Genomic DNA, 19,183 nt, shown 5'->3' with positions numbered 1-19,183 from the left:
GCTACGCGCCTCAAGCAAAAGCCCCGTCCCATGTGACGGGGCTTTTGTGTTTTTGGCTACAAGATGCGATAGAGCAAGCGCTCGATCCGTACCCGGCTGACCCGACGCAGAAACTTGCTCACCGCCGGCGGGTATTCCAGCAACGTCTCCAACTGCTGATAACGTTCGATACGGCAGGTATTGCGGAAAATCTCCGCCAGCTCACCGCGACGGGGTTCCTGCAACTCACCTTTCGGGTCGTCGATCAGCAAAGCGTTTTCGAGGTCCAGGCGGAAAGCTCGCGGGTTGAGGTTGTTGCCGGTCAACAAGGTGTAACGTTCGTCGACCCACATGCCTTTGAGGTGATAAGTGTTGTCACCTTCACGCCACAGATGCAGGTTCAACTGACTGCTGTCGATTACCCGCTGGTGGCGCTTGGCGAAGCGCCGCAGGCTGATTTCGTAGAGATACGGTAACGCGGCGATGACCTTGAACGGCTCGCTCGGCGGAATGTAGAAGTCGTTGGCGGTCTTGTCACCGACAATGATGTCGATCTTCACCCCGCGTGCCAGAGCCCGGTTGATTTCACGGGTTACTGGCAACGGCAGGTTGAAATACGGTGTGCAGATGGTCAGCTGATGCTGGGCGCCGGCGATCAGCTCACAGATCACCCGGCTCAATGGATTGTTTTTACCCACCCCGAGCAGCGGGCTCACGGACAGACCGCCCCTGGCCAGCGTACCCGCCGTGGTGTCGTACACCGCGTGCTTGAAGCGGCTGCGTAAGTCGCCGATGTCGTTGCGCAGGCTGCGGGTGGTTGGCAGGTTCGGCAGATCGAGACGGTGCACGGCCTTGGAAGCGATCAGCCCATGCTGCACCAGGTGCTGCATGGAGTCGGCCAGTGCGCGGTTGTGCAACAGGTGATAACGGTCGAAACGGTATTTGTCGAATTTGTGCAGATAGACGTTGTTCAGGCTAGCGCCGCTATAAATCACGCAGTCATCGATCACGAAGCCTTTAAGGTGCAACACACCGAACAGTTCGCGGGTTTGCACCGGCACGCCATACACCGGCACTTCGCTGGCGTGTTCGCGAGTCTGCTGCTGATACCACGCCGCGTTGCCAGGTTGCTTGCCGGCACCGATCAAACCGCGCTGCGCCCGTAGCCAGTCAACCACCACGACCACGTCCAGTTCCGGGCGCGCAGCTTTGGCGGCGTGCAAGGCATCGAGGATTTCCTGGCCAGCTTCGTCGTGTTGCAGGTAGAGCGCGACGATGTAGATACGTTGGGTCGCCTGGGCAATTTTCTCCAACAGGCAACGACGGAACTCGGCAGCGCCAGAAAGGATGGAGACCGCATCGGCGGTCAGCGGAAAACTGCGCAGTTTGGGCAGTAGAGAGCGTTTGAAAAGCGACGGCATAGGGCTCGCAAATGGGTCGAATCCGAAGAACGCACGAGCTTACACCATGTGTTCGCTCGGGTCTTCACAGCCTTCGGCATTTATCCCCCACAGCGGCCGCCGAAGGCGGCGACCTTTTAATCTTTAAAAATATTTGACCAAGGAGAACGACCGTTCTACTCTTTGCCACATGAACGAAATCACTAGCAACGACACACGCGACATTATTCTGGATGTCACCGAAAAGTTGATCTATAAAAGTGGCATTGCTGCCACTGGCATGGATCTTCTGGTGAAAACCGCCGGCGTCTCCAGAAAAAGTATTTACCGCTACTTCACCAGCAAGGAGGCGCTGACCGTCGCGGCCTTGCAGCGCCGCGACGTACGCTGGATGCACTGGTTCCAGACCGAAGTGAACAAGGCCCCAAGCCCGGTCGAACGGCTGCTCAACCTGTTCACCGTGCTCAAGGACTGGTTCGCCAGCGAAGGCTTTCGCGGCTGTGCCTTTATCAACACCAGCGGCGAAACCGGCGACCCGCAAGACCCGGTGCGCCTGGTAGCGAAGGAACATAAACAGAAGCTGCTCGACTACGTGTGCGAGCTCTGTACCGAACATGGCGTACACGACCCGGAGGCACTGGCCAAACAACTGCTGATCCTGATCGATGGCGCCATTACCGTTGCTCTTGTCATGGGCGATCACAGTGCCGCCGATAATGCGCAATGCATAGCGCGAACGTTATTGGACCTTTCACTGTTTAAACAAGATCAACTCGCGGTTTGAACGCTCACTTTCCTTGGGGACTTTTAATGTCATCTAATGCCGAAGCTCGTCTGCCACTTCCGCCGTTCACTCGTGAGTCGGCCATCGAAAAGATTCGCCTGGCCGAAGACGGCTGGAACTCCCGCGATCCACAGCGGGTATCCCTGGCCTACACCGTGGACACAAAATGGCGTAACCGCGCCGAGTTCGCCAACAACCGCGAGGAAGCCAAGGGGTTTCTGACCCGCAAATGGGCCAAGGAACTGGATTACCGGCTGATCAAGGAGCTCTGGGCTTTCACCGGAAACCGTATCGCCGTGCGTTATGCCTATGAATGGCATGACGATTCGGGCAATTGGTATCGATCGTACGGCAATGAAAACTGGGAGTTCGATGAGTACGGGTTGATGTCCAACCGTCACGCCTGCATCAATGACCTGCCGATCAAGGAAAGCGAACGCAAGTTCCACTGGCCGCTGGGCCGTCGCCCGAATGATCATCCTGGCTTGTCTGACCTGGACTTGTAACCACCCCCGCTCGCGTAGGAGCTGCCGCAGGCTGCGATCTTTTCAAGATCAAGGGATCGTCCGAACGCGGCCCGAACCTGCGGCAGCTCCTACGCGCCCCTTGACGTTCGCTGGCTTGCGATGAGGCCAGATCAGTCGCTGCAAACGTTGGATATAGGTAAGATATCGGCCCTTCCCCGCAGCCCGCTCCTGCCCCCGCCGAATAAGTCGACCTCATGCCTTTCGAACTCAGCGTAGACCTCACCACTCTGGCCATTTTGGCCATCGTCGCGTTCATTGCCGGCTTCATCGATGCCATTGCTGGAGGCGGCGGTCTGCTGACCACCCCGGCGCTGCTCACCGCCGGCCTGCCCCCGCACCTGGTACTGGGCACCAATAAACTGAGCTCGACCTTCGGCTCGGCCACCGCCAGTTTCACCTTCTACCGACGCAAGCTGTTCCACCCGCGGCAGTGGATGCACGCGATTATCGGAACCCTGGTGGGCGCACTGACCGGCGCAATCGTTGCGCACTACTTGCCGGCTGAGTGGCTGAACAAAATGCTCCCGGTGATCGTCTTCGCCTGTGGTGTCTATCTGCTGTTTGGCGGCACGCCGAAAGCACCGCTGGACAGCGACGCACCGATAAAGAAGAAGTGGCAGTCGAGCCAGGGTTTCAGCCTCGGCTTCTACGACGGCGTGGCCGGTCCCGGCACTGGCGCCTTCTGGACCGTCAGCAGCCTGCTGCTGTACCCCATCGATCTGGTCAAGGCCAGCGGCGTGGCGCGCAGCATGAACTTCGTCAGCAACATCGCGGCGCTGTCGGTGTTCATCTTTTCCGGGCAAGTGGACTGGATCATCGGCCTGAGCATGGGCCTGTCGGTGATGGTTGGCGCGTTCTTTGGTGCACGCACCGCCATCAGCGGTGGGGCGAAGTTCATTCGCCCGGTCTTCATCACCGTGGTGCTGGGTTTGACTGTGCGTCTAGCCTGGCAGCACTGGTTCAGCGTGGCCTAAGCGCCGCGCTACATAAACGTCGATCAAATAACGGGCAATCGAGCGCGACGCCGGCAATGGCGGCAGCGCGTGAATGTTGAACCACTGGGCATCTTCGATCTCATCGGCTTGCGGTACGATCTCGCCACCGGCGTACTCGGCATGAAAACCGAGCATCATCGAATGCGGGAACGGCCAGCACTGGCTGCCCAGGTACTGGATGTTCCTGACCTCGATCTGCACCTCTTCGCGCACTTCACGAACCAGGCAATCCTCGGCCGACTCACCTGGCTCGGCAAAACCCGCCAGGGTGCTGTAGACCCCGGTGACAAAACGTGGCGAGCGCGCCAGCAGGACTTCGTCACCACGGGTGATCAACACGATCATGCTCGGTGAAATCCGCGGATAAAAGCGCAGATCACAGGGTTCGCAATACATCGCCCGTTCACGCGGCACCTGCGTCATGCGCAGGCCACAGTTGCCACAAAACCGATGCTCCCGCGCCCAGGTGCCAACTTGCGCGGCATAACCCAGCACTTTGTAAACCGTGTGATCGCCATCGAGCATGAACGCTCGCAAGCCTTTCCAGTTGCAGCCTGACACCTCGCTGTGAGCCTTGAGCTCCAACAAATACACCGGCTCACCGTCGAGATGACCAATGCCGTGTTCGGCGAGAATCGACAGGTCCTGACGTTTCAGCCATTCCCGCGGAAACAGCGCGCCATTGTCGTCGAACAAGAAACCTTCGGGGCTGCGGGCCACGGCCCAGCCGCCCGGCAAGTCGGTGTCGATTACTGCTGTGGTCCAGCGTGAAGTCATGTTTGCTCAGTCCAGAAATTCGGGTTTCTGCTTGCTCATCGACGCCGCCATGGCGACCCGCAGGTCTGTGGATTGCAGCATCGCGGCGTTCCAGGTAGCGATGTATTCCAGGCCATCGTTGATGCTGTGATCGCGCATGTAGCTGATCATCTCTTTGGTTCCGGCAATCGCAATCGGCGATTTGGCAGCAATGTCACGGGCAATGCCCATCACCCCATCCAGCAAGCTGGCCGTGTCCGGGTAGACCCGGTTGACCAGGCCAATGCTGCGTGCCTCTTCCGCGCCAAAGGTGCGACCAGTGTATGCCAGTTCTCGCAGCATGCCGTCACCGATGATCCGCGGCAAGCGTTGCAAAGTGCCAACGTCGGCGGCCATGCCCATGTCGATTTCCTTGATCGAGAATTGTGCGTCTTCTGCCGCATAACGCATGTCGCAAGCAGAAATCAGATCGATGGCGCCGCCCAGGCAATAGCCCTGAATGGCGGCCAATACCGGTTTACGGCAGTTGTCGACGGCGTTGAACGACGCTTGCAACGCCAGGATCTTGCGCCGCAACAGGCGCGCGTTGCGACCCGCGTCCTTGCCCATTTCATTGGCCACCGAAGCCAGCATCATCAGGTCGATGCCCGAAGAGAAATGCTTGCCAGCACCACTGATGACTACCGCACGAACCTCATCGGTGTCGTCGATCCACTGGAAGATCTCGATGATTTCAGTCCAGAACACCGCGTTCATCGCGTTGATCTTTTCCGGGCGGTTGATCTGCACATGGGCGATGTTGTCGCTCAGTTCGACGCGAAAGGCTTGGTATTCGGACATGGCAGTGATCCTTGCTGGCGCTGAAAATAAGGTCCGAACTATAACAAGCCAGCGCGTGTGGCTGTAGGCAGTGCATCCGCCAAAAGCGGGACTGAACGTCCACAGACCACGCCGGCGTCTACACAGGCATCGTCAGGCCTTTACTCAGTCAACGTTGAAGATCAAAAAAAGGTTGTCGTCATGACACTGCCCTGATCAGGATCAGCCGCTGGGCGAACGGTATTACAACGCCCATTACAAGACACCGCCAGGTAACGGCAATGTCATGAACCGGCGCCTGGCTGCCCATGCGCCGCTCAATTATGTCCGGGCGTTCTGGTGAGGCGGTTCAGGCCGCCAACTCACCACTGGCAATCGCCGCCGAGGCTGCCAGCATCGCCCGCAACAACACCGCACAACCGGCCGCCAGGTCATCCGGTGCGGCGTTTTCGATTTCGTTGTGGCTGATGCCACCCTCGCACGGCACGAAGATCATCCCGGCCGGCCCCAGCTCGGCGAGGAAGATTGCGTCGTGCCCTGCCCCGCTGACGATGTCCATGTGCGACAACCCAAGACCTTGTGCCGCGCCACGCACTGCCTCGACACAGCCCTTGTCGAAATACAGCGGCGGGAAGTCGGCAGTTGGAGTCAGTTCGAACGTCAGACCGTGCTCATCGCAGATACTGTCGATCACCTGCCGCACTTCAGCGATCATCGAATCGAGCCGCGTCGGCTCAAGATGACGGAAATCCAGGGTCATGCGCACTTCACCGGGGATGACGTTACGCGAGCCCGGATAAGCTTGCAGGCATCCGACGGTGCCACAGGCGTGAGGTTGGTGACCGAGGGCGGTACGGTTCACGGCGGCAACGATTGCTGCGGCGCCGACCAATGCATCCTTGCGCAAATGCATCGGCGTTGGCCCCGCGTGGGCCTCGACGCCGTGCAGTTTCAGGTCGAACCACTTCTGTCCCAACGCGCCCATCACCACGCCAATGGTTTTACGCTCGTCTTCCAGAATCGGACCTTGCTCGATGTGCGCTTCAAAGTAGGCACCGACTGCGTGACCACTGACTTTGCGCGGACCGGCGTAACCGATGGCATTCAGCGCCTCACCCACGGTCACGCCATCGGCGTCGATCTTGGCCAGTGTTTCTTCGAGGGTGAATTTTTCGGCAAACACCCCGGAACCCATCATGCACGGGGCGAAGCGCGAGCCCTCTTCGTTGGTCCAGACCACCACTTCCAGCGGCGCCTCGGTTTCCACGCCCAGGTCGTTGAGGGTGCGTAGCACTTCGACGCCGGCCAGCACGCCAAAGCAGCCATCGAACTTGCCGCCGGTGGGTTGCGTGTCGATGTGGCTGCCGGTCATCACCGGTGGCAGTTGCGGATTGCGTCCGGCGCGGCGGGCGAAGATGTTGCCGACCGCATCGATCGTCACACTGCAACCGGCCTCCTTGCACCACTGCACGAACAGGTCGCGGGCCTGGCGGTCGAGGTCGGTCAGGGCCAGGCGACAGACACCGCCCTTGACCGTGGCACCGAGTTTGGCCAGCTCCATGAGCGACTGCCAGAGCCGGTCACGGTCGATGTGCTGATGGCTGGACTGCAGAACGTCTACGGCAGCGTTCATGGTGATCTCCTCAGACAGTTGTTATAGGTTTTCTCAGGCAAATCTTTTGTGCAGTTGAGGCCATCCGTCACACCGGAGACTTCACAACAGACGGGCTAGTACGCATCGTGCACAACCCGTAATACATCAGGCCGCCAAGGGCCGAGCCGGTGAACCAGCCGTAGCTGTAGAACCAGCTGAACACATCACTGCCCAGCGACAGCAAGGTCAACGCCACTGGCACGCCGAAGGCGATGAAGCCGTTCCAGTTCCACGCCGGGTACACGTCATCGCGGTACAGGCCTGCCAGGTCCAGTTGTTGTTTCTTGATCAGGAAATAGTCCACTACCATGATCCCGGCAATCGGCCCGAGCAGGCTCGAATAACCGAGCAACCAGTTGGAATAGACCGTTTCCAGGCTGACATTGGAGACGATCAGCCCAAGCTTCTTCAGCAGTTCGTGGCCCATCAGCACCAATCCGACCAGACCGGTCAACATCACCGCTTTGGTGCGGTTGATGAGTTTAGGCGCGAGGTTCTGAAAGTCGTTGGTCGGCGAAACGATATTGGCTGCGGTGTTGGTCGACAGCGTAGCGATAATGATCAGTGCCATGGCGACCGCCACCCACACTGGGCTCTGGATATGCCCGATCAGGCTGACCGGATCAGAGACGGTCACGCCCACCAGTTTCACCGACGCGGCAGTCATCACCACACCGAGCGAGGCAAACAGGAACATGGTCAGCGGCAAGCCGAAAATCTGCCCGAGGATCTGGTCTTTCTGGCTTTTGGCGTAGCGGCTGAAGTCCGGGATGTTCAGCGACAAGGTCGCCCAGAACCCGACCATCGCGGTCAGCCCGGCAAAGAAGTAACTGGTCACGCTGGCGCCTTCGGGACGTTTGGCCGGGATTGCCAGCAACTCGGTCAGCGACACGTTCGGCATGGCCCAGACCAGCAGGCCCAGCCCCACCGTCACCAACAGCGGTGCAGAAAGCGTTTCCAGCCATTTGATCGACTCGGCACCACGCAGCACCACCCACAGGTTCAGCGTCCAGAACATCATGAAGCCGATCACTTCGCCGGTGCCCCCGAGGGATTTCCAGCCCTCGAAAATCGAGCCGAGAAACAGGTGAATCGCCAGCCCGCCAAACATCGTCTGGATGCCAAACCAGCCGCAGGCCACCAGCGCGCGGATCAGGCACGGCACGTTGGAACCGATCACCCCGAACGAGGAACGCAGCAACACCGGAAACGGAATCCCGTACTTGGTACCCGCGAAGGCATTGAGGGTCAGCGGAATCAGCACAATGACGTTGGCCAGCAGAATCGCCAGCAACGCCTCGCCAACCGTCAGGCCGAAGTACGCGGTGAGCACCCCGCCGAGGGTGTAGGTCGGTACGCAAACCGACATGCCGATCCACAGTGCGGTGATGTGCCATTTGTTCCAGGTTCGTTCGTGCACCTTGGTCGGAGCAATGTCGTGGTTGTACCGGGGACTGTCGAGGACGTCGCTGCCGGCGTCCAGTTCGTACAAGCCTTCGCGTTCGGTGACGCGCGATCTGTTCTGTTGCATGGCCGCTCCATTGTTCTTTTGATTATTTTGCTCATCGGGCTGGCCTGCGGTTGGACCGCGAGCCGGACGATGGCCGGAGAACTGACGACTTTTACCGACCGGCCAAGGTGTCAGCGGCGACAATCAATAAGCATGCCGGACACTCTGCTGACAACCTTGGCGCGTCGGTAAAATCCATGTAAACAACTGATGTTCATCAGTTTTGTTTAAACAACAATCGAGCCCGCGGATACTTGCTTGAGCACTCAGGCAAAATGCCAGGCACGTTGTCCGAACTCTCGGGACTCAATCTGGTGAGTTACATTTATTTTGTATTTTTTCTATCAGCCACAGGCACACCTCAAATAGCTGATTTCACATAGGAAATCTTGACCATATTTCGATCCTGTCAAGTGCGTCAAAATGGTGAGAGGCCTCACCACTTTGGTGATTTGTGATTTTTTATGTTTAATATCAAATAGTTAATATTGATATAAGCTTATAAAAAATATTCTTGCTCAATCTGATATCTCCAGCTAGCGTTTATTCCTGACAGCGCTGACAGGAATACAACTTCCTTAGCCTGCACCCTATAAAAACACTTAGAGCCGGCACAAACCGGTCAAGCCTGCGAGGAACTCGGAATGTCTCTGTTGATCCGTGGCGCCACCGTTATTACCCATGATGAAAGTTATCGCGCCGATGTCTTGTGCGCCGACGGCGTGATCAAAACCATCGGTCATAACCTTGATGTTCCCGCAGGCTGCGAAGTGCTCGACGGCAGCGGCCAATACCTGATGCCCGGCGGCATCGACCCGCACACGCACATGCAGCTGCCCTTCATGGGCACCGTGGCCAGCGAAGACTTTTTCAGCGGCACGGCGGCAGGTTTGGCCGGCGGCACCACCTCGATCATCGATTTCGTCATTCCCAATCCGCAGCAATCGCTGCTGGAGGCCTTCCATCAATGGCGCGGATGGGCTGAAAAATCCGCGTCTGACTATGGCTTTCACGTCGCCATTACCTGGTGGAGCGAACAGGTTCGCGAGGAAATGGCCGAGTTGGTACGCCTGCACGGGGTCAACAGTTTCAAGCATTTCATGGCGTACAAGAACGCGATCATGGCGGCCGACGACACGCTGGTCGCGAGTTTCGAACGCTGCCTGGAACTCGGCGCAGTACCGACCGTGCACGCGGAAAACGGCGAGCTGGTCTATCACCTGCAACGCAAGCTGATGGCCCAAGGCATCACCGGCCCTGAAGCGCACCCGCTGTCGCGGCCGTCCCAGGTTGAAGGTGAAGCCGCGAGCCGGGCGATCCGTATCGCTGAAACCCTCGGCACGCCGCTGTACCTGGTCCACGTCTCGACCAAGGAGGCGCTGGATGAAATCACCTACGCCCGCAGCAAGGGCCAACCGGTCTATGGCGAAGTGTTGGCCGGGCATTTGCTGCTGGATGACAGTGTCTACCAGCACCCGGACTGGCAAACCGCTGCCGGTTACGTGATGAGCCCGCCTTTCCGTCCTCGCGGCCATCAGGAAGCACTTTGGCATGGCCTGCAATCGGGCAACCTGCACACCACCGCCACCGATCACTGCTGTTTCTGTGCCGAACAGAAAGCTGCTGGCCGTGACGACTTCAGCAAGATCCCCAACGGTACCGCCGGTATTGAAGATCGCATGGCGGTGCTGTGGGATGAAGGGGTCAACACCGGGCGCTTGTCGATGCAGGACTTTGTCGCGCTGACCTCCACCAACACCGCAAAGATCTTCAACCTCTACCCGCGCAAAGGCTCGATCCGCGTCGGCGCCGATGCTGACCTGGTGCTGTGGGACCCGCAAGGTACGCGCACCATTTCTGCCAGGACCCATCACCAAAACGTCGATTTCAACATCTTCGAAGGCAAGACCGTGCACGGCGTGCCCAGCCACACCATCAGCCAGGGTCGACTGGTCTGGGCCGACGGCGACCTGCGCGCCGAACGGGGGGCCGGACGCTACATCGAACGCCCGGCCTACCCGGCGGTGTTCGACCTGCTGAGCAAGCGCGCTGAGTTGCACAAGCCGACTGCTGTGAAACGCTAAGCGACCGATCACCCGTAGGAGCTGCCGAAGGCTGCGATCTTATCCGCAAATAGCGACGATCCTTCTTCATTGCAAAATCAAGATCAAAAGATCGCAGCCTTCGGCAGCTCCTACGGGGCAGCATTACTGCCCACAGAGGCAGACCATCACAAAAACGTGAGGCCAACACCGTGATCAAGACGCTGAACCACTTGCCCCATCCCGCCGAGGATGCGGCCGCTCTCGCCAGCCATTTCACCGATCTGGCGCCGCCGCTCAACGACCGTCAGGCGCATCTGGAAGCCTCGCGCTGTTTGTATTGCTACGACGCGCCATGCGTCAACGCGTGCCCGAGCGAAATCGATATCCCGTCGTTCATTCGCAATATCCATCAAGAGAACGTCCAGGGCGCGGCGCAAACAATCCTCTCGGCGAACATCCTCGGCGGAAGTTGCGCCCGAGTCTGTCCGACAGAAATCCTTTGCCAGCACGCCTGCGTGCGCAACAACGCTGAAGAATGCGCGCCAGTGTTAATCGGTCTGTTGCAACGCTACGCCATCGACAACGCGCATTTCACGGAGCACCCGTTCAAACGCGCGGCGGCCACCGGTAAACGGATTGCCGTGGTCGGTGCCGGGCCTGCCGGTTTGTCCTGTGCGCACCGCAGCGCCATGCATGGCCACGAGGTGGTGATTTTCGAAGCTCGGGAAAAGGCCGGCGGCCTTAACGAATACGGGATCGCCAAATACAAACTGGTGGATGACTTTGCTCAGCACGAGCTGGATTTCCTGCTGGAAATCGGCGGCATCGAAATCCGCCATGGGCAAAAACTCGGCGAGAACCTGAGCCTCGGCGAGCTGCATCAGCAATTCGACGCGGTGTTCCTCGGTCTTGGCCTGGCCGCCAGTAAACAGTTGGGGCTGGCCGACGAAGACGCCCCTGGGCTGTTGGCCGCCACCGATTACATCCGCGAACTGCGCCAGGCCGATGACCTGAGCCAACTGCCGCTGGCCGACCACTGCATCGTCCTCGGCGCCGGCAACACCGCGATCGACATGGCCGTGCAAATGGCCCGCCTCGGTGCGCACGACGTGAATTTGGTGTACCGCCGAGGTCTTGAGGACATGGGCGCGACCGATCATGAGCAGGACATCGCCAAGGCCAATCAGGTGCGGCTGATGACCTGGGCACAACCGCAGGAAGTCTTGCTCGACGACCAAGGTCAGGTGCGCGGCATGCGTTTCGCCCGCACACGCATGGAAAACGGCCGGCTGATCAACACAGGGGAAACCTTCGAACTGGCCGCCGATGCAATCTTTAAAGCCATCGGCCAACGCTTCGACGACAACACGCTGAGTGATCCGCTGGCCCGCGAACTGAAACGCCAGGGCGAGCGGATTCAGGTAGACGAGCAAATGCGTACCAGCATCCCCGGCGTGTATGCCGGTGGCGATTGCACCAGCCTCGATCAGTACCTCACCGTGCAAGCCGTGCAGCACGGCAAACTCGCGGCGCAAGCGATCCATGCCCAACTCATGCTCAACGTGGAGGCTGCGTAAATGGCCGATCTCTCGATTGTCTTTGCCGGTATCAAAGCCCCCAATCCATTTTGGCTGGCTTCCGCGCCGCCCACCGACAAGGCCTACAACGTGGTCCGTGCGTTCGAGGCCGGCTGGGGTGGCGTGGTCTGGAAAACCCTGGGCGAAGACCCGGCGGCGGTCAACGTCTCGTCGCGTTACTCCGCGCATTTTGGCGCCAACCGTGAAGTCATGGGCATCAACAACATTGAGCTGATCACTGACCGCTCGCTGGAAATCAATCTGCGTGAAATCACCCAAGTCAAAAAAGACTGGCCGGACCGCGCATTGATCGTGTCGTTGATGGTGCCCTGCGTCGAAGAGTCCTGGAAGAACATCCTGCCACTGGTAGAAGCCACTGGCGCCGATGGTATCGAGCTGAACTTCGGTTGCCCCCATGGCATGCCGGAGCGTGGCATGGGCGCGGCAGTGGGTCAGGTGCCGGAATACGTCGAGCAGGTCACCCGCTGGTGCAAGACCTATTGCAAGCTGCCGGTGATCGTCAAGCTCACGCCGAACATTACCGACATCCGTGTCGCCGCCCGAGCGGCCCACCGTGGCGGCGCCGATGCGGTGTCGCTGATCAACACCATCAACTCGATCACCAGCATCGACCTGGATCGCATGGTCGCGCATCCGATGGTTGGCAGCCAAAGCACCCACGGCGGTTACTGCGGTTCAGCGGTGAAACCGATTGCGTTGAACATGGTCGCCGAAATCGCCCGCGACCCGCAGACCCAGGGCCTGCCAATCTGTGGCATCGGGGGTATTGGCAGTTGGCGTGACGCGGCGGAATTCATGGCGCTGGGCAGTGGCGCGGTGCAGGTGTGCACGGCGGCGATGCTGCATGGTTTTCGGATCGTTGAGGCGATGAAAGACGGATTGTCCCGCTGGATGGACAGCCAAGGCTACTCAAGCGTGCAGGATTTTTCCGGGCGTGCAGTGGGCAATACCACGGACTGGAAATACCTGGACATCAACTATCAGGTGATCGCCAAGATCGACCAGCAGGCCTGCATCGGTTGCGGCCGTTGTCACATCGCCTGCGAAGACACTTCGCACCAGGCCATCGCCAGCCTGAAGCAACCGGACGGCACCCATAAATATGCCGTGATCGACGACGAATGCGTGGGCTGCAACCTGTGCCAGATCACCTGCCCGGTGCAGGACTGCATCGAAATGGTCCCGGTCGATAACGGGAAACCGTTTCTGGACTGGAACCATGATCCGAGGAACCCGTATCACGTGGTGGGTTGATTTTTCAGAGTCAAAAGATCGCAGCCTGCGGCAGCTCCTACGGATATACATGTCCCCCTGTAGGAGCTGCCGCAGGCTGCGATCTTTTAAGGTTCCAACCCGATCCCCCGCAAAATCACGCTGGTCACGGTCTGCACTGCGCGTTCGAACTGCATGTCCGACAGCGCTTGATGGTCGTTGAGGATGTTGATCTGATGATCGAAGTCGGCGTAATGCTGGGTCGAGGCCCAGATCATGTAGAGCAGGCTTGAAGGCTCCACCGGCAGAATGCGTTTGTCCTCCACCCATTGACGAATTTTCGCTTCCTTCATCTTGGCCCAGTCGTACAGGCTGACGTCCAGCGCCTCACCCAATGTCGGCGCACCGTGGATGATTTCATTGGCCCAGACTTTCGAGCCGTAAGGCCGGCTGCGGGAATGGTTCATCTTGGCGCGGATGTAACTGCTGAGCACCACCCGTGGGTCATCGAACATCTCGAAACACAGCGCGTCCTGCTTCCAGACTTCCAGCAAATCGAACAGCACCGCGCTGTACAGCTCAGCTTTGGTGCTGAAGTAGTAATGCAGATTGGAGCGCGGCAGTTGCACTTCTTTAGCGATGTCAGCCATCGCGGTGCTGCCAAAACCTTTCTCGGCGAAGACCTTCTCGGCGGCCAGCAGGATTTTCTCGACGTTACTGCGACGAATCTCGATCTTGTGATTGCCCATAAGGGCTCCCTGACAGCGGCATGGGCCAAGACTAGCATTCGCCACCTGCGAAACGAAACGTCGTACAGCGCGCACGGCAAAGGTAAACTGGCGCCTCTTTATAATCTGCCTGAAAGGTGCTGACCGATGTTGCTCAAAAAAGCCCTGACTGTGACTGCCCTGCTCGGCTCACTGCTCGCCGCCTCTTCGGTGTTTGCTCACGCCCACCTGAAAAGCTCGACGCCGGCCGCCGACAGCAGCGTTGCCGCACCTGCCGAATTGCATCTGGTGTTCTCCGAAGGGGTTGAAGCCAGTTTCACCAAAGTCGATATCAGCAAGGATGGTGTGGCCGTTGCCGTGAAAAGCATCGCCACCGAAAGCGCCGACAAAAAGACCCTGGTCGTCACACCAGCAGCACCTCTGACTGCCGGTAACTACAAGGTCGAATGGCATGCAGTGTCGGTCGACACCCATAAAAGCGATGGCAACTACAGCTTCAAGGTGAGTCAGTAATCGATGTCGAGCGCGATGGTCCTGTGCCGCTTCCTGCATTTCACCGTCGTGTTGATGCTGTTTGGGGCCTGCATGTTCAGGCCCCTGCTGTTACGCCATGTACCGCTGACCCTAGCGCTCGCGACACTCGATCAACGCTTGGCCGGGCTGAGTCGGCTGCTCGCCGGGTTCGCCTTGTTCACCGGGGTTTGCTGGCTGCTGTTGATCACCGCCAGCATGGCCGACTCGCTGTCGGCGGCGTTTGATTGGCCCACCGTGCAACGGGTGTTGAGCAATACCTTCTTCGGACAGGTCTGGAGTTGGCATCTGCTGTTCAACGGGCTGTTTGTCGCCTGTCTGCTGAGCCCGCTGAAAAACTCGTTTGCGCTGCGTATGCTCCTGAGCAGCCTGCTGCTGATGACCCTCGCCCCGGTCGGCCACGGCGCTATGCTCGATGGCCTGAGTGGCCAGTTGCTGATCCTCAATCAAGTGATTCACCTGATCTGCGTCGGTGCCTGGCTGGGCGGGCTGATGCTGCTGGTGATGATTTTTCTGCGACCGACGGCCCACGCTGTCGGGCCGATACTGCAACGCTTCAGCGGGATCGGTTATGGGTTGGTGGCGGGTTTGCTGGTGACCGGCCTGATCAATGTCCGGGTGTTGACTGGGGCCTTCTGGCCGACACCGCTGCTGTCCGGGTTCGCGCTGATTCTGTTGATCAAGGTGCTGTTGGTCAGCGCAATGCTTGGCCTGGCGCTGTTCAATCGCTTGAGAATCAAGGACTGCGAGCAACGCCTGTCGGCGCTGCGCACCAGCGTGATACTGGAGTGGTTGCTGGGGGTAGCGGCCGTGGCGGCGGTTTCCCTGTTGGGTACATTGCCGCCGATGGTAGCCGGCTCGTAGGCGCTCGGGGATCTACGGATTGTCAGCGACGGCATCGCCTTGCCCGGAGGTATCGATACTCACCACCACCGACATCCCCGGTCGCAGGCGTTCACTCTGCGCCTGGCCCGCATCGACGGTGATACGCACTGGCACGCGTTGGGCGATTTTAACGAAGTTGCCGGTGGCGTTGTCGGCTTGCAGCAGACTGAACTCAGAACCGGTAGCCGGTGAAATGCGCTGCACCCGACCGTGAAATTTCTGGTGGTTCAGGGCGTCGACGGTGAAAGTCACCGGCTGGCCGATGTGAATGTTGTTCATCTGGGTTTCTTTCATATTGGCGATCACCCACAGCTGACTCGGCACCAATGCCATCAACTGCGCGCCAGAGTTGACGTAGGCGCCAAGGCGCACGCCAATCTGCCCGAGCTGACCATCCTGCGGGGCGACCACGCGGGTGTTGGACAGATCGATCCGCGCCAGCTCAACCGCCGCTTCGGCGCTGGCCACCGCCGCCTCCAGCGAGCCGCGATTGACGATCACCGTTTGCAGGTCCTGCCGGGCGATTTCCAGACTCGCCTGGGCCTGAGCCACCGCTGCAATGGTTTGCGCATTAGCGGCACGAGTAACGTCCAGCTCACGCTTTGAGACCGATCCGTCGCTGATCAGCTCTTCGTTTCGCCGCAGATCCGCCGCACTTTTTTGTGCCTGGGCCTGGCTGTCGGTCAGCGCCGCCTGACGCAGTTTGATGGTCGCCTCGGCGCTGTTGCGTTGCTGCACCGCATTGGCCAGCGCGGCTTTCTGCACCGCCAGTTGCGCCAGCGACTGATCCAGACGCTGCTTGTAGATCCGGTCATCCAGCCGCACCAGCAGGTCACCGGTCTTGACGAACTGGAAGTCCTGCACCGGTACTTCAAACACGTAGCCGCTGAGTTGCGGACCAATGATCGTCACCTGACCACGAACCAGCGCATTTTCGGTGCTTTCAATGGTGCTGCCGAACGGTGGCAACTGCCAGGCATACAGCACGATCAATACCCCGACGATGGCAATCGCAGCAAAGCCCAGGGACGAAATGATCCGCACCGGCAGCGAACGCGGTTCGGCACCAGAAGTTTTAGGCGGTGCCACGCCCTCGGGGGTCGAGGCGATGGCGTTGGTGGTTGTGGTGATCGGGTCGGTCATGAAGAAGAGGCACCGCTGGAGGGAACGGAAGTCGGACTGGCCGGCGCGGGAGCGACAGTTTTGGTCGTGCTCAACAGCCACAGGCTGCGAATGAAGATCCAGAGCATGGTCAGCATCGCAATCACCGCGATCAGCATGAACACGTCGTTGTAGGCCATGACATTCGCCTCCCGGGTCGCAGCCGCTGCCAGGGAGCGTATCCCCTGTGTCATGCGGGCCGACGGGTCGGCGATGCTCGACGCGTAACTGGCGCTGCTGCCTTGCACACGGCTGAGCACTTGCGGGTCGGTCAGGGTCAGACGTTCGACGATATGACTGGAGTGAAATTTTTCCCGGGCGATCTGGAACGTCCCCAACAGCGCCGCGCCAATCAAGCCACCAAGGTTCTGGCAAATCCCGAACAGCACTGAAAAACTCACCAGATTGCGCGGATTGGTCAACACATTGCGGGTACCGAGCACCATCGTCGGCCCCAGGAAAAACGTCCCGCCAAAGGCCAGCAGGAACTGGCTGAGGTACATGTTTTCCGGGCGTGTCAGGTTGGTCGAGAAACTGTCCATCACGGAACCGGTGGCCATTAACGCCAGAGAAATGATCAACGGCATCAACAGGTGCGAGGGATTAATAGTCAGCGCGCTGGTGGCCAGGCCGGCGACGCTGCCCAATAGCATCACCACGTAAAGGCTGTGCATCTGCTGGCTGCTCAGGTTCAGGATTTGCAGCAAACCCACGGCCCCGGTGGACTGCTCGGTGAGCACCATACGGATGAGGATCACCGCCAATGCCAGTCGAATCATCACCCCGCTGCCCAACCAGCGTGTCATCAGCATCGGGTTACTGCGGTTATGTTCGATGGCCAGGCCAGCCATGATCAACACGATCGAGCCGGCCGAGGCGACGCCGATCCACGGTGCTTCGAGCCACCAATCGATACGGCCCAACGACAACACCGCACAGAGCAGTGCCACACCACCCGCCAACAAGGCGAAGGTCAGGAAGTCGAGTTTTTCGAAGGTTTTGAACCGGTCGCCCGGCGGCAACTTGAGCATGAACACACAGCCCAATGAAGCCAGCGCCATGCCCAGTTCAAACAGATAGAGCCCGCGCCATTCGGCGATCTGCAACAAATCTTCGGAAAACAGCCGGGCCAGTGGCAACGCCAGTTGCGAAGTACCCAGGCCCAGCACCAGCGCCTTCATCCGCCACTTCGCCGGGAAAGCTTGAATCATGTAATACAAACCCAGCGAACTCAGCGCCGCGCCGACCATACCGTGGGCGGCGCGCACTGCAATCGCCGAGCCCAGGTCGTTGACGAACAAATGACCGAAGGTCACCAACGCATACAGCACCAGGAACACTTCGGTGAACGCCCGCAGGCCGTACTGCTGACGAAACTTCACCAGCAGCAGGTTCATCGAGACGTTGGTCATCACGTAGGCCGCTGGCAGCCAGGCCATCTCGGCGGTCGTCGCCCCCAGCGCCCCTTGCAGGTAAGGCAGATTGGCGACCACCAGTGCGTTACCCAACCCACCCGTCAACGCCACCAGCAACCCGACCAACGCATAGGCCAGCCGCTTTGGCGTGGGGTGCAAAGGGGTCGAGGGGGAACCGGGCAGGCTTGGCCGTTCGTGGGGCAGCCAGTTGCGCGGGGCATGGTGATCCATTCGGTGACCTTGTCATCGGTATTGAAGGCAGTAAACATGAGCCAGAGATTTCTTGCCAGTTCGCTGCACAGCAACCACTGATTTCAGGCCTTGAGTAACATATAACCGGCGACCACCAGGCACACGCTGGCAAACCCCACTTGAAGTGCCCGGGCCGGAACCCGGGCGCACAGTCGCCGCCCCATTACCATCCCGACGATGCTGGCGGCGATAAAAGCCGCGCCCAGAGCATCAATGGTCACCCCGGCATGAAAGGCGCCGATCACCCCGATCGCCGAGATCAAACTGATGACCATCAAGGAGGTGGCGACGATGCCACGCATCTGCACGTCAGTCAGTTGCTTGAATGCCGGCACGATCAGGAAACCGCCACCGACCCCGAGCAAGCCTGAAACCACCCCGGTCACCGCCCCCAGCGCAGCCAGCGTTGCGGTGCATTTGGCGGTCCAGGAAAAGCGCCCGGTCTGTTGATCGAGCATGCAATTCTTCTGACCCCAGTTGGCGTGGCCATGATCGCTCGGCCCCGGCTCCTGTTTTTCTCGCCGCAGCATCCGCCAGGCCACCATGACCATCAGCAGACTGAACAGGATCATCAGGACTTTTTCCGGCAACTGATGGGCAAAGTAGATCCCCACCGGAGAAAACACCGCGCCCAATAAGGCAATCAACAACGCCGCACGGTAACGCACCAATCCATGGCGCAAGCCGTCGATGGCGCCGACCGCCGCTGCACTGCCCACCGCAAACAACGCCACCGGCGCCGCGTGGGTCATGGTCCAGCCCAACCCGAGCACCAAGGCCGGCACCGCAAGAATGCCACCGCCGGCCCCGGTCAACCCCAGGACCAGACCCATCACCACACCAAACAATGTCGCCAGCAGCATAGGGTTCTCTCAATCGACTTTGGACGTGACACCGTGCTGCCCGAGGTCGGCACTGATGGTCTGGCCCCA

Annotated in this window: 17 protein-coding genes; 8 read left to right on the top strand and 9 right to left on the bottom strand. The window is 59.5% G+C overall.

Annotation, left to right across the window (positions count from 1 at the left end; genetic code table 11):
* Positions 1–56: 56 nt before the first annotated feature.
* Positions 57–1,400 carry a CDP-diacylglycerol--serine O-phosphatidyltransferase gene (pssA, locus tag BLL42_RS26385; RefSeq protein WP_071555499.1) on the bottom strand — a complete coding sequence of 448 codons (1,344 nt, stop codon included), beginning with the start codon at positions 1,398–1,400 and terminating at the stop codon, positions 57–59.
* A 169-nt stretch (positions 1,401–1,569) separates the two neighbouring features.
* Here pssA and BLL42_RS26380 point away from each other — a divergent pair, with 169 nt between their 5' ends.
* From BLL42_RS26380 to BLL42_RS26370, 3 genes are all read left to right on the top strand, one after another.
* The gene (locus BLL42_RS26380; protein ID WP_071555498.1) at positions 1,570–2,163 is read left to right on the top strand and encodes a TetR/AcrR family transcriptional regulator; all 594 of its coding nucleotides are present in this window, start codon (positions 1,570–1,572) and stop codon (positions 2,161–2,163) included.
* 26 nt (positions 2,164–2,189) lie between these two features.
* A complete protein-coding gene (locus tag BLL42_RS26375; RefSeq protein WP_071555497.1) occupies positions 2,190–2,669 on the top strand; it encodes a nuclear transport factor 2 family protein in 480 nt (159 codons plus the stop codon).
* Between the two features lie 215 nt (positions 2,670–2,884).
* Positions 2,885–3,664 carry a TSUP family transporter gene (locus tag BLL42_RS26370; protein ID WP_071555496.1) on the top strand — a complete coding sequence of 260 codons (780 nt, stop codon included), beginning with the start codon at positions 2,885–2,887 and terminating at the stop codon, positions 3,662–3,664.
* Here BLL42_RS26370 and nudC read toward each other — a convergent pair.
* The 4 genes from nudC to BLL42_RS26350 all read right to left on the bottom strand — a co-directional run bounded on the left by nudC (position 3,632) and on the right by BLL42_RS26350 (position 8,445).
* Positions 3,632–4,462, bottom strand: coding sequence for an NAD(+) diphosphatase (gene nudC, locus BLL42_RS26365; protein ID WP_071555495.1), 831 nt, complete (start codon positions 4,460–4,462; stop codon positions 3,632–3,634). The genes BLL42_RS26370 and nudC overlap by 33 nt on opposite strands.
* A gap of 6 nt (positions 4,463–4,468) precedes the next feature.
* Complete coding sequence (locus tag BLL42_RS26360) at positions 4,469–5,281, bottom strand: crotonase/enoyl-CoA hydratase family protein (protein WP_071555494.1); 813 nt, start codon at positions 5,279–5,281, stop codon at positions 4,469–4,471.
* A 328-nt stretch (positions 5,282–5,609) separates the two neighbouring features.
* Positions 5,610–6,893, bottom strand: a complete 1,284-nt coding sequence (locus tag BLL42_RS26355; protein WP_071555493.1) for a Zn-dependent hydrolase — start codon at positions 6,891–6,893, stop codon at positions 5,610–5,612.
* A 67-nt stretch (positions 6,894–6,960) separates the two neighbouring features.
* Entirely contained in the window at positions 6,961–8,445 is a 1,485-nt protein-coding gene (locus BLL42_RS26350) for an NCS1 family nucleobase:cation symporter-1 (protein ID WP_071555492.1), read from the bottom strand.
* Positions 8,446–9,068: 623 nt separating this feature from the next.
* Between BLL42_RS26350 and hydA the strand changes: the two genes are divergently transcribed.
* From hydA to preA, 3 genes are all read left to right on the top strand, one after another.
* Positions 9,069–10,508, top strand: a complete 1,440-nt coding sequence (gene hydA / locus BLL42_RS26345; RefSeq protein WP_071555491.1) for a dihydropyrimidinase — start codon at positions 9,069–9,071, stop codon at positions 10,506–10,508.
* 170 nt (positions 10,509–10,678) lie between these two features.
* The gene (locus BLL42_RS26340) at positions 10,679–12,046 is read left to right on the top strand and encodes an NAD(P)-dependent oxidoreductase (RefSeq protein WP_071555490.1); all 1,368 of its coding nucleotides are present in this window, start codon (positions 10,679–10,681) and stop codon (positions 12,044–12,046) included.
* Positions 12,047–13,321, top strand: coding sequence for an NAD-dependent dihydropyrimidine dehydrogenase subunit PreA (preA, locus tag BLL42_RS26335; RefSeq protein WP_071555489.1), 1,275 nt, complete (start codon positions 12,047–12,049; stop codon positions 13,319–13,321).
* Between the two features lie 86 nt (positions 13,322–13,407).
* On the opposite strand, the gene BLL42_RS26330 is transcribed toward preA, so the two are convergent.
* Entirely contained in the window at positions 13,408–14,028 is a 621-nt protein-coding gene (locus BLL42_RS26330) for a TetR/AcrR family transcriptional regulator (protein ID WP_019690107.1), read from the bottom strand.
* A 126-nt stretch (positions 14,029–14,154) separates the two neighbouring features.
* On the opposite strand from BLL42_RS26330, the gene copC reads away from it, so the two are divergent.
* Positions 14,155–14,520 (top strand): copper homeostasis periplasmic binding protein CopC, encoded by a 366-nt coding sequence (gene copC, locus BLL42_RS26325; RefSeq protein WP_071555488.1) that lies wholly within the window; start codon positions 14,155–14,157, stop codon positions 14,518–14,520.
* A 3-nt stretch (positions 14,521–14,523) separates the two neighbouring features.
* Positions 14,524–15,402, top strand: coding sequence for a copper homeostasis membrane protein CopD (copD, locus tag BLL42_RS26320; RefSeq protein WP_071555487.1), 879 nt, complete (start codon positions 14,524–14,526; stop codon positions 15,400–15,402).
* A 12-nt stretch (positions 15,403–15,414) separates the two neighbouring features.
* Here the strand turns inward: copD and BLL42_RS26315 are convergent, their stop codons facing one another.
* From BLL42_RS26315 to BLL42_RS26305, 3 genes are all read right to left on the bottom strand, one after another.
* Positions 15,415–16,566: an HlyD family secretion protein gene (locus BLL42_RS26315; RefSeq protein ID WP_071555486.1), complete on the bottom strand. Its 1,152-nt coding sequence runs from the start codon at positions 16,564–16,566 to the stop codon at positions 15,415–15,417.
* Positions 16,563–18,230: an MFS transporter gene (locus BLL42_RS26310; protein ID WP_071555485.1), complete on the bottom strand. Its 1,668-nt coding sequence runs from the start codon at positions 18,228–18,230 to the stop codon at positions 16,563–16,565. The genes BLL42_RS26315 and BLL42_RS26310 overlap by 4 nt, the downstream gene beginning before the upstream one ends.
* Positions 18,231–18,313: 83 nt before the next feature.
* On the bottom strand, positions 18,314–19,114 hold the full coding sequence (locus BLL42_RS26305; RefSeq protein WP_071555484.1) for a sulfite exporter TauE/SafE family protein: 801 nt from the start codon (positions 19,112–19,114) through the stop codon (positions 18,314–18,316).
* Positions 19,115–19,183 lie beyond the last annotated feature (69 nt).

This window comes from Pseudomonas frederiksbergensis (assembly GCF_001874645.1).
GTDB classification, from domain to species: Bacteria; Pseudomonadota; Gammaproteobacteria; order Pseudomonadales; family Pseudomonadaceae; genus Aquipseudomonas; species Aquipseudomonas frederiksbergensis_B.
The sequence above is the reverse complement of the archived record's forward strand: the minus strand, read 5'-3'. Positions and strand labels throughout refer to the sequence as shown.

Coding starts and splice junctions, on each gene's coding strand:
- pssA (WP_071555499.1), bottom strand. CDS start 1,400: ATGCCGTCGCTTTTCAAACGCTCTCTACTGCCCAAACTGCGCAGTTTT.
- BLL42_RS26380 (WP_071555498.1), top strand. CDS start 1,570: ATGAACGAAATCACTAGCAACGACACACGCGACATTATTCTGGATGTC.
- BLL42_RS26375 (WP_071555497.1), top strand. CDS start 2,190: ATGTCATCTAATGCCGAAGCTCGTCTGCCACTTCCGCCGTTCACTCGT.
- BLL42_RS26370 (WP_071555496.1), top strand. CDS start 2,885: ATGCCTTTCGAACTCAGCGTAGACCTCACCACTCTGGCCATTTTGGCC.
- nudC (WP_071555495.1), bottom strand. CDS start 4,462: ATGACTTCACGCTGGACCACAGCAGTAATCGACACCGACTTGCCGGGC.
- BLL42_RS26360 (WP_071555494.1), bottom strand. CDS start 5,281: ATGTCCGAATACCAAGCCTTTCGCGTCGAACTGAGCGACAACATCGCC.
- BLL42_RS26355 (WP_071555493.1), bottom strand. CDS start 6,893: ATGAACGCTGCCGTAGACGTTCTGCAGTCCAGCCATCAGCACATCGAC.
- BLL42_RS26350 (WP_071555492.1), bottom strand. CDS start 8,445: ATGCAACAGAACAGATCGCGCGTCACCGAACGCGAAGGCTTGTACGAA.
- hydA (WP_071555491.1), top strand. CDS start 9,069: ATGTCTCTGTTGATCCGTGGCGCCACCGTTATTACCCATGATGAAAGT.
- preA (WP_071555489.1), top strand. CDS start 12,047: ATGGCCGATCTCTCGATTGTCTTTGCCGGTATCAAAGCCCCCAATCCA.
- BLL42_RS26330 (WP_019690107.1), bottom strand. CDS start 14,028: ATGGGCAATCACAAGATCGAGATTCGTCGCAGTAACGTCGAGAAAATC.
- copC (WP_071555488.1), top strand. CDS start 14,155: ATGTTGCTCAAAAAAGCCCTGACTGTGACTGCCCTGCTCGGCTCACTG.
- copD (WP_071555487.1), top strand. CDS start 14,524: ATGTCGAGCGCGATGGTCCTGTGCCGCTTCCTGCATTTCACCGTCGTG.
- BLL42_RS26315 (WP_071555486.1), bottom strand. CDS start 16,566: ATGACCGACCCGATCACCACAACCACCAACGCCATCGCCTCGACCCCC.
- BLL42_RS26310 (WP_071555485.1), bottom strand. CDS start 18,230: ATGGATCACCATGCCCCGCGCAACTGGCTGCCCCACGAACGGCCAAGC.
- BLL42_RS26305 (WP_071555484.1), bottom strand. CDS start 19,114: ATGCTGCTGGCGACATTGTTTGGTGTGGTGATGGGTCTGGTCCTGGGG.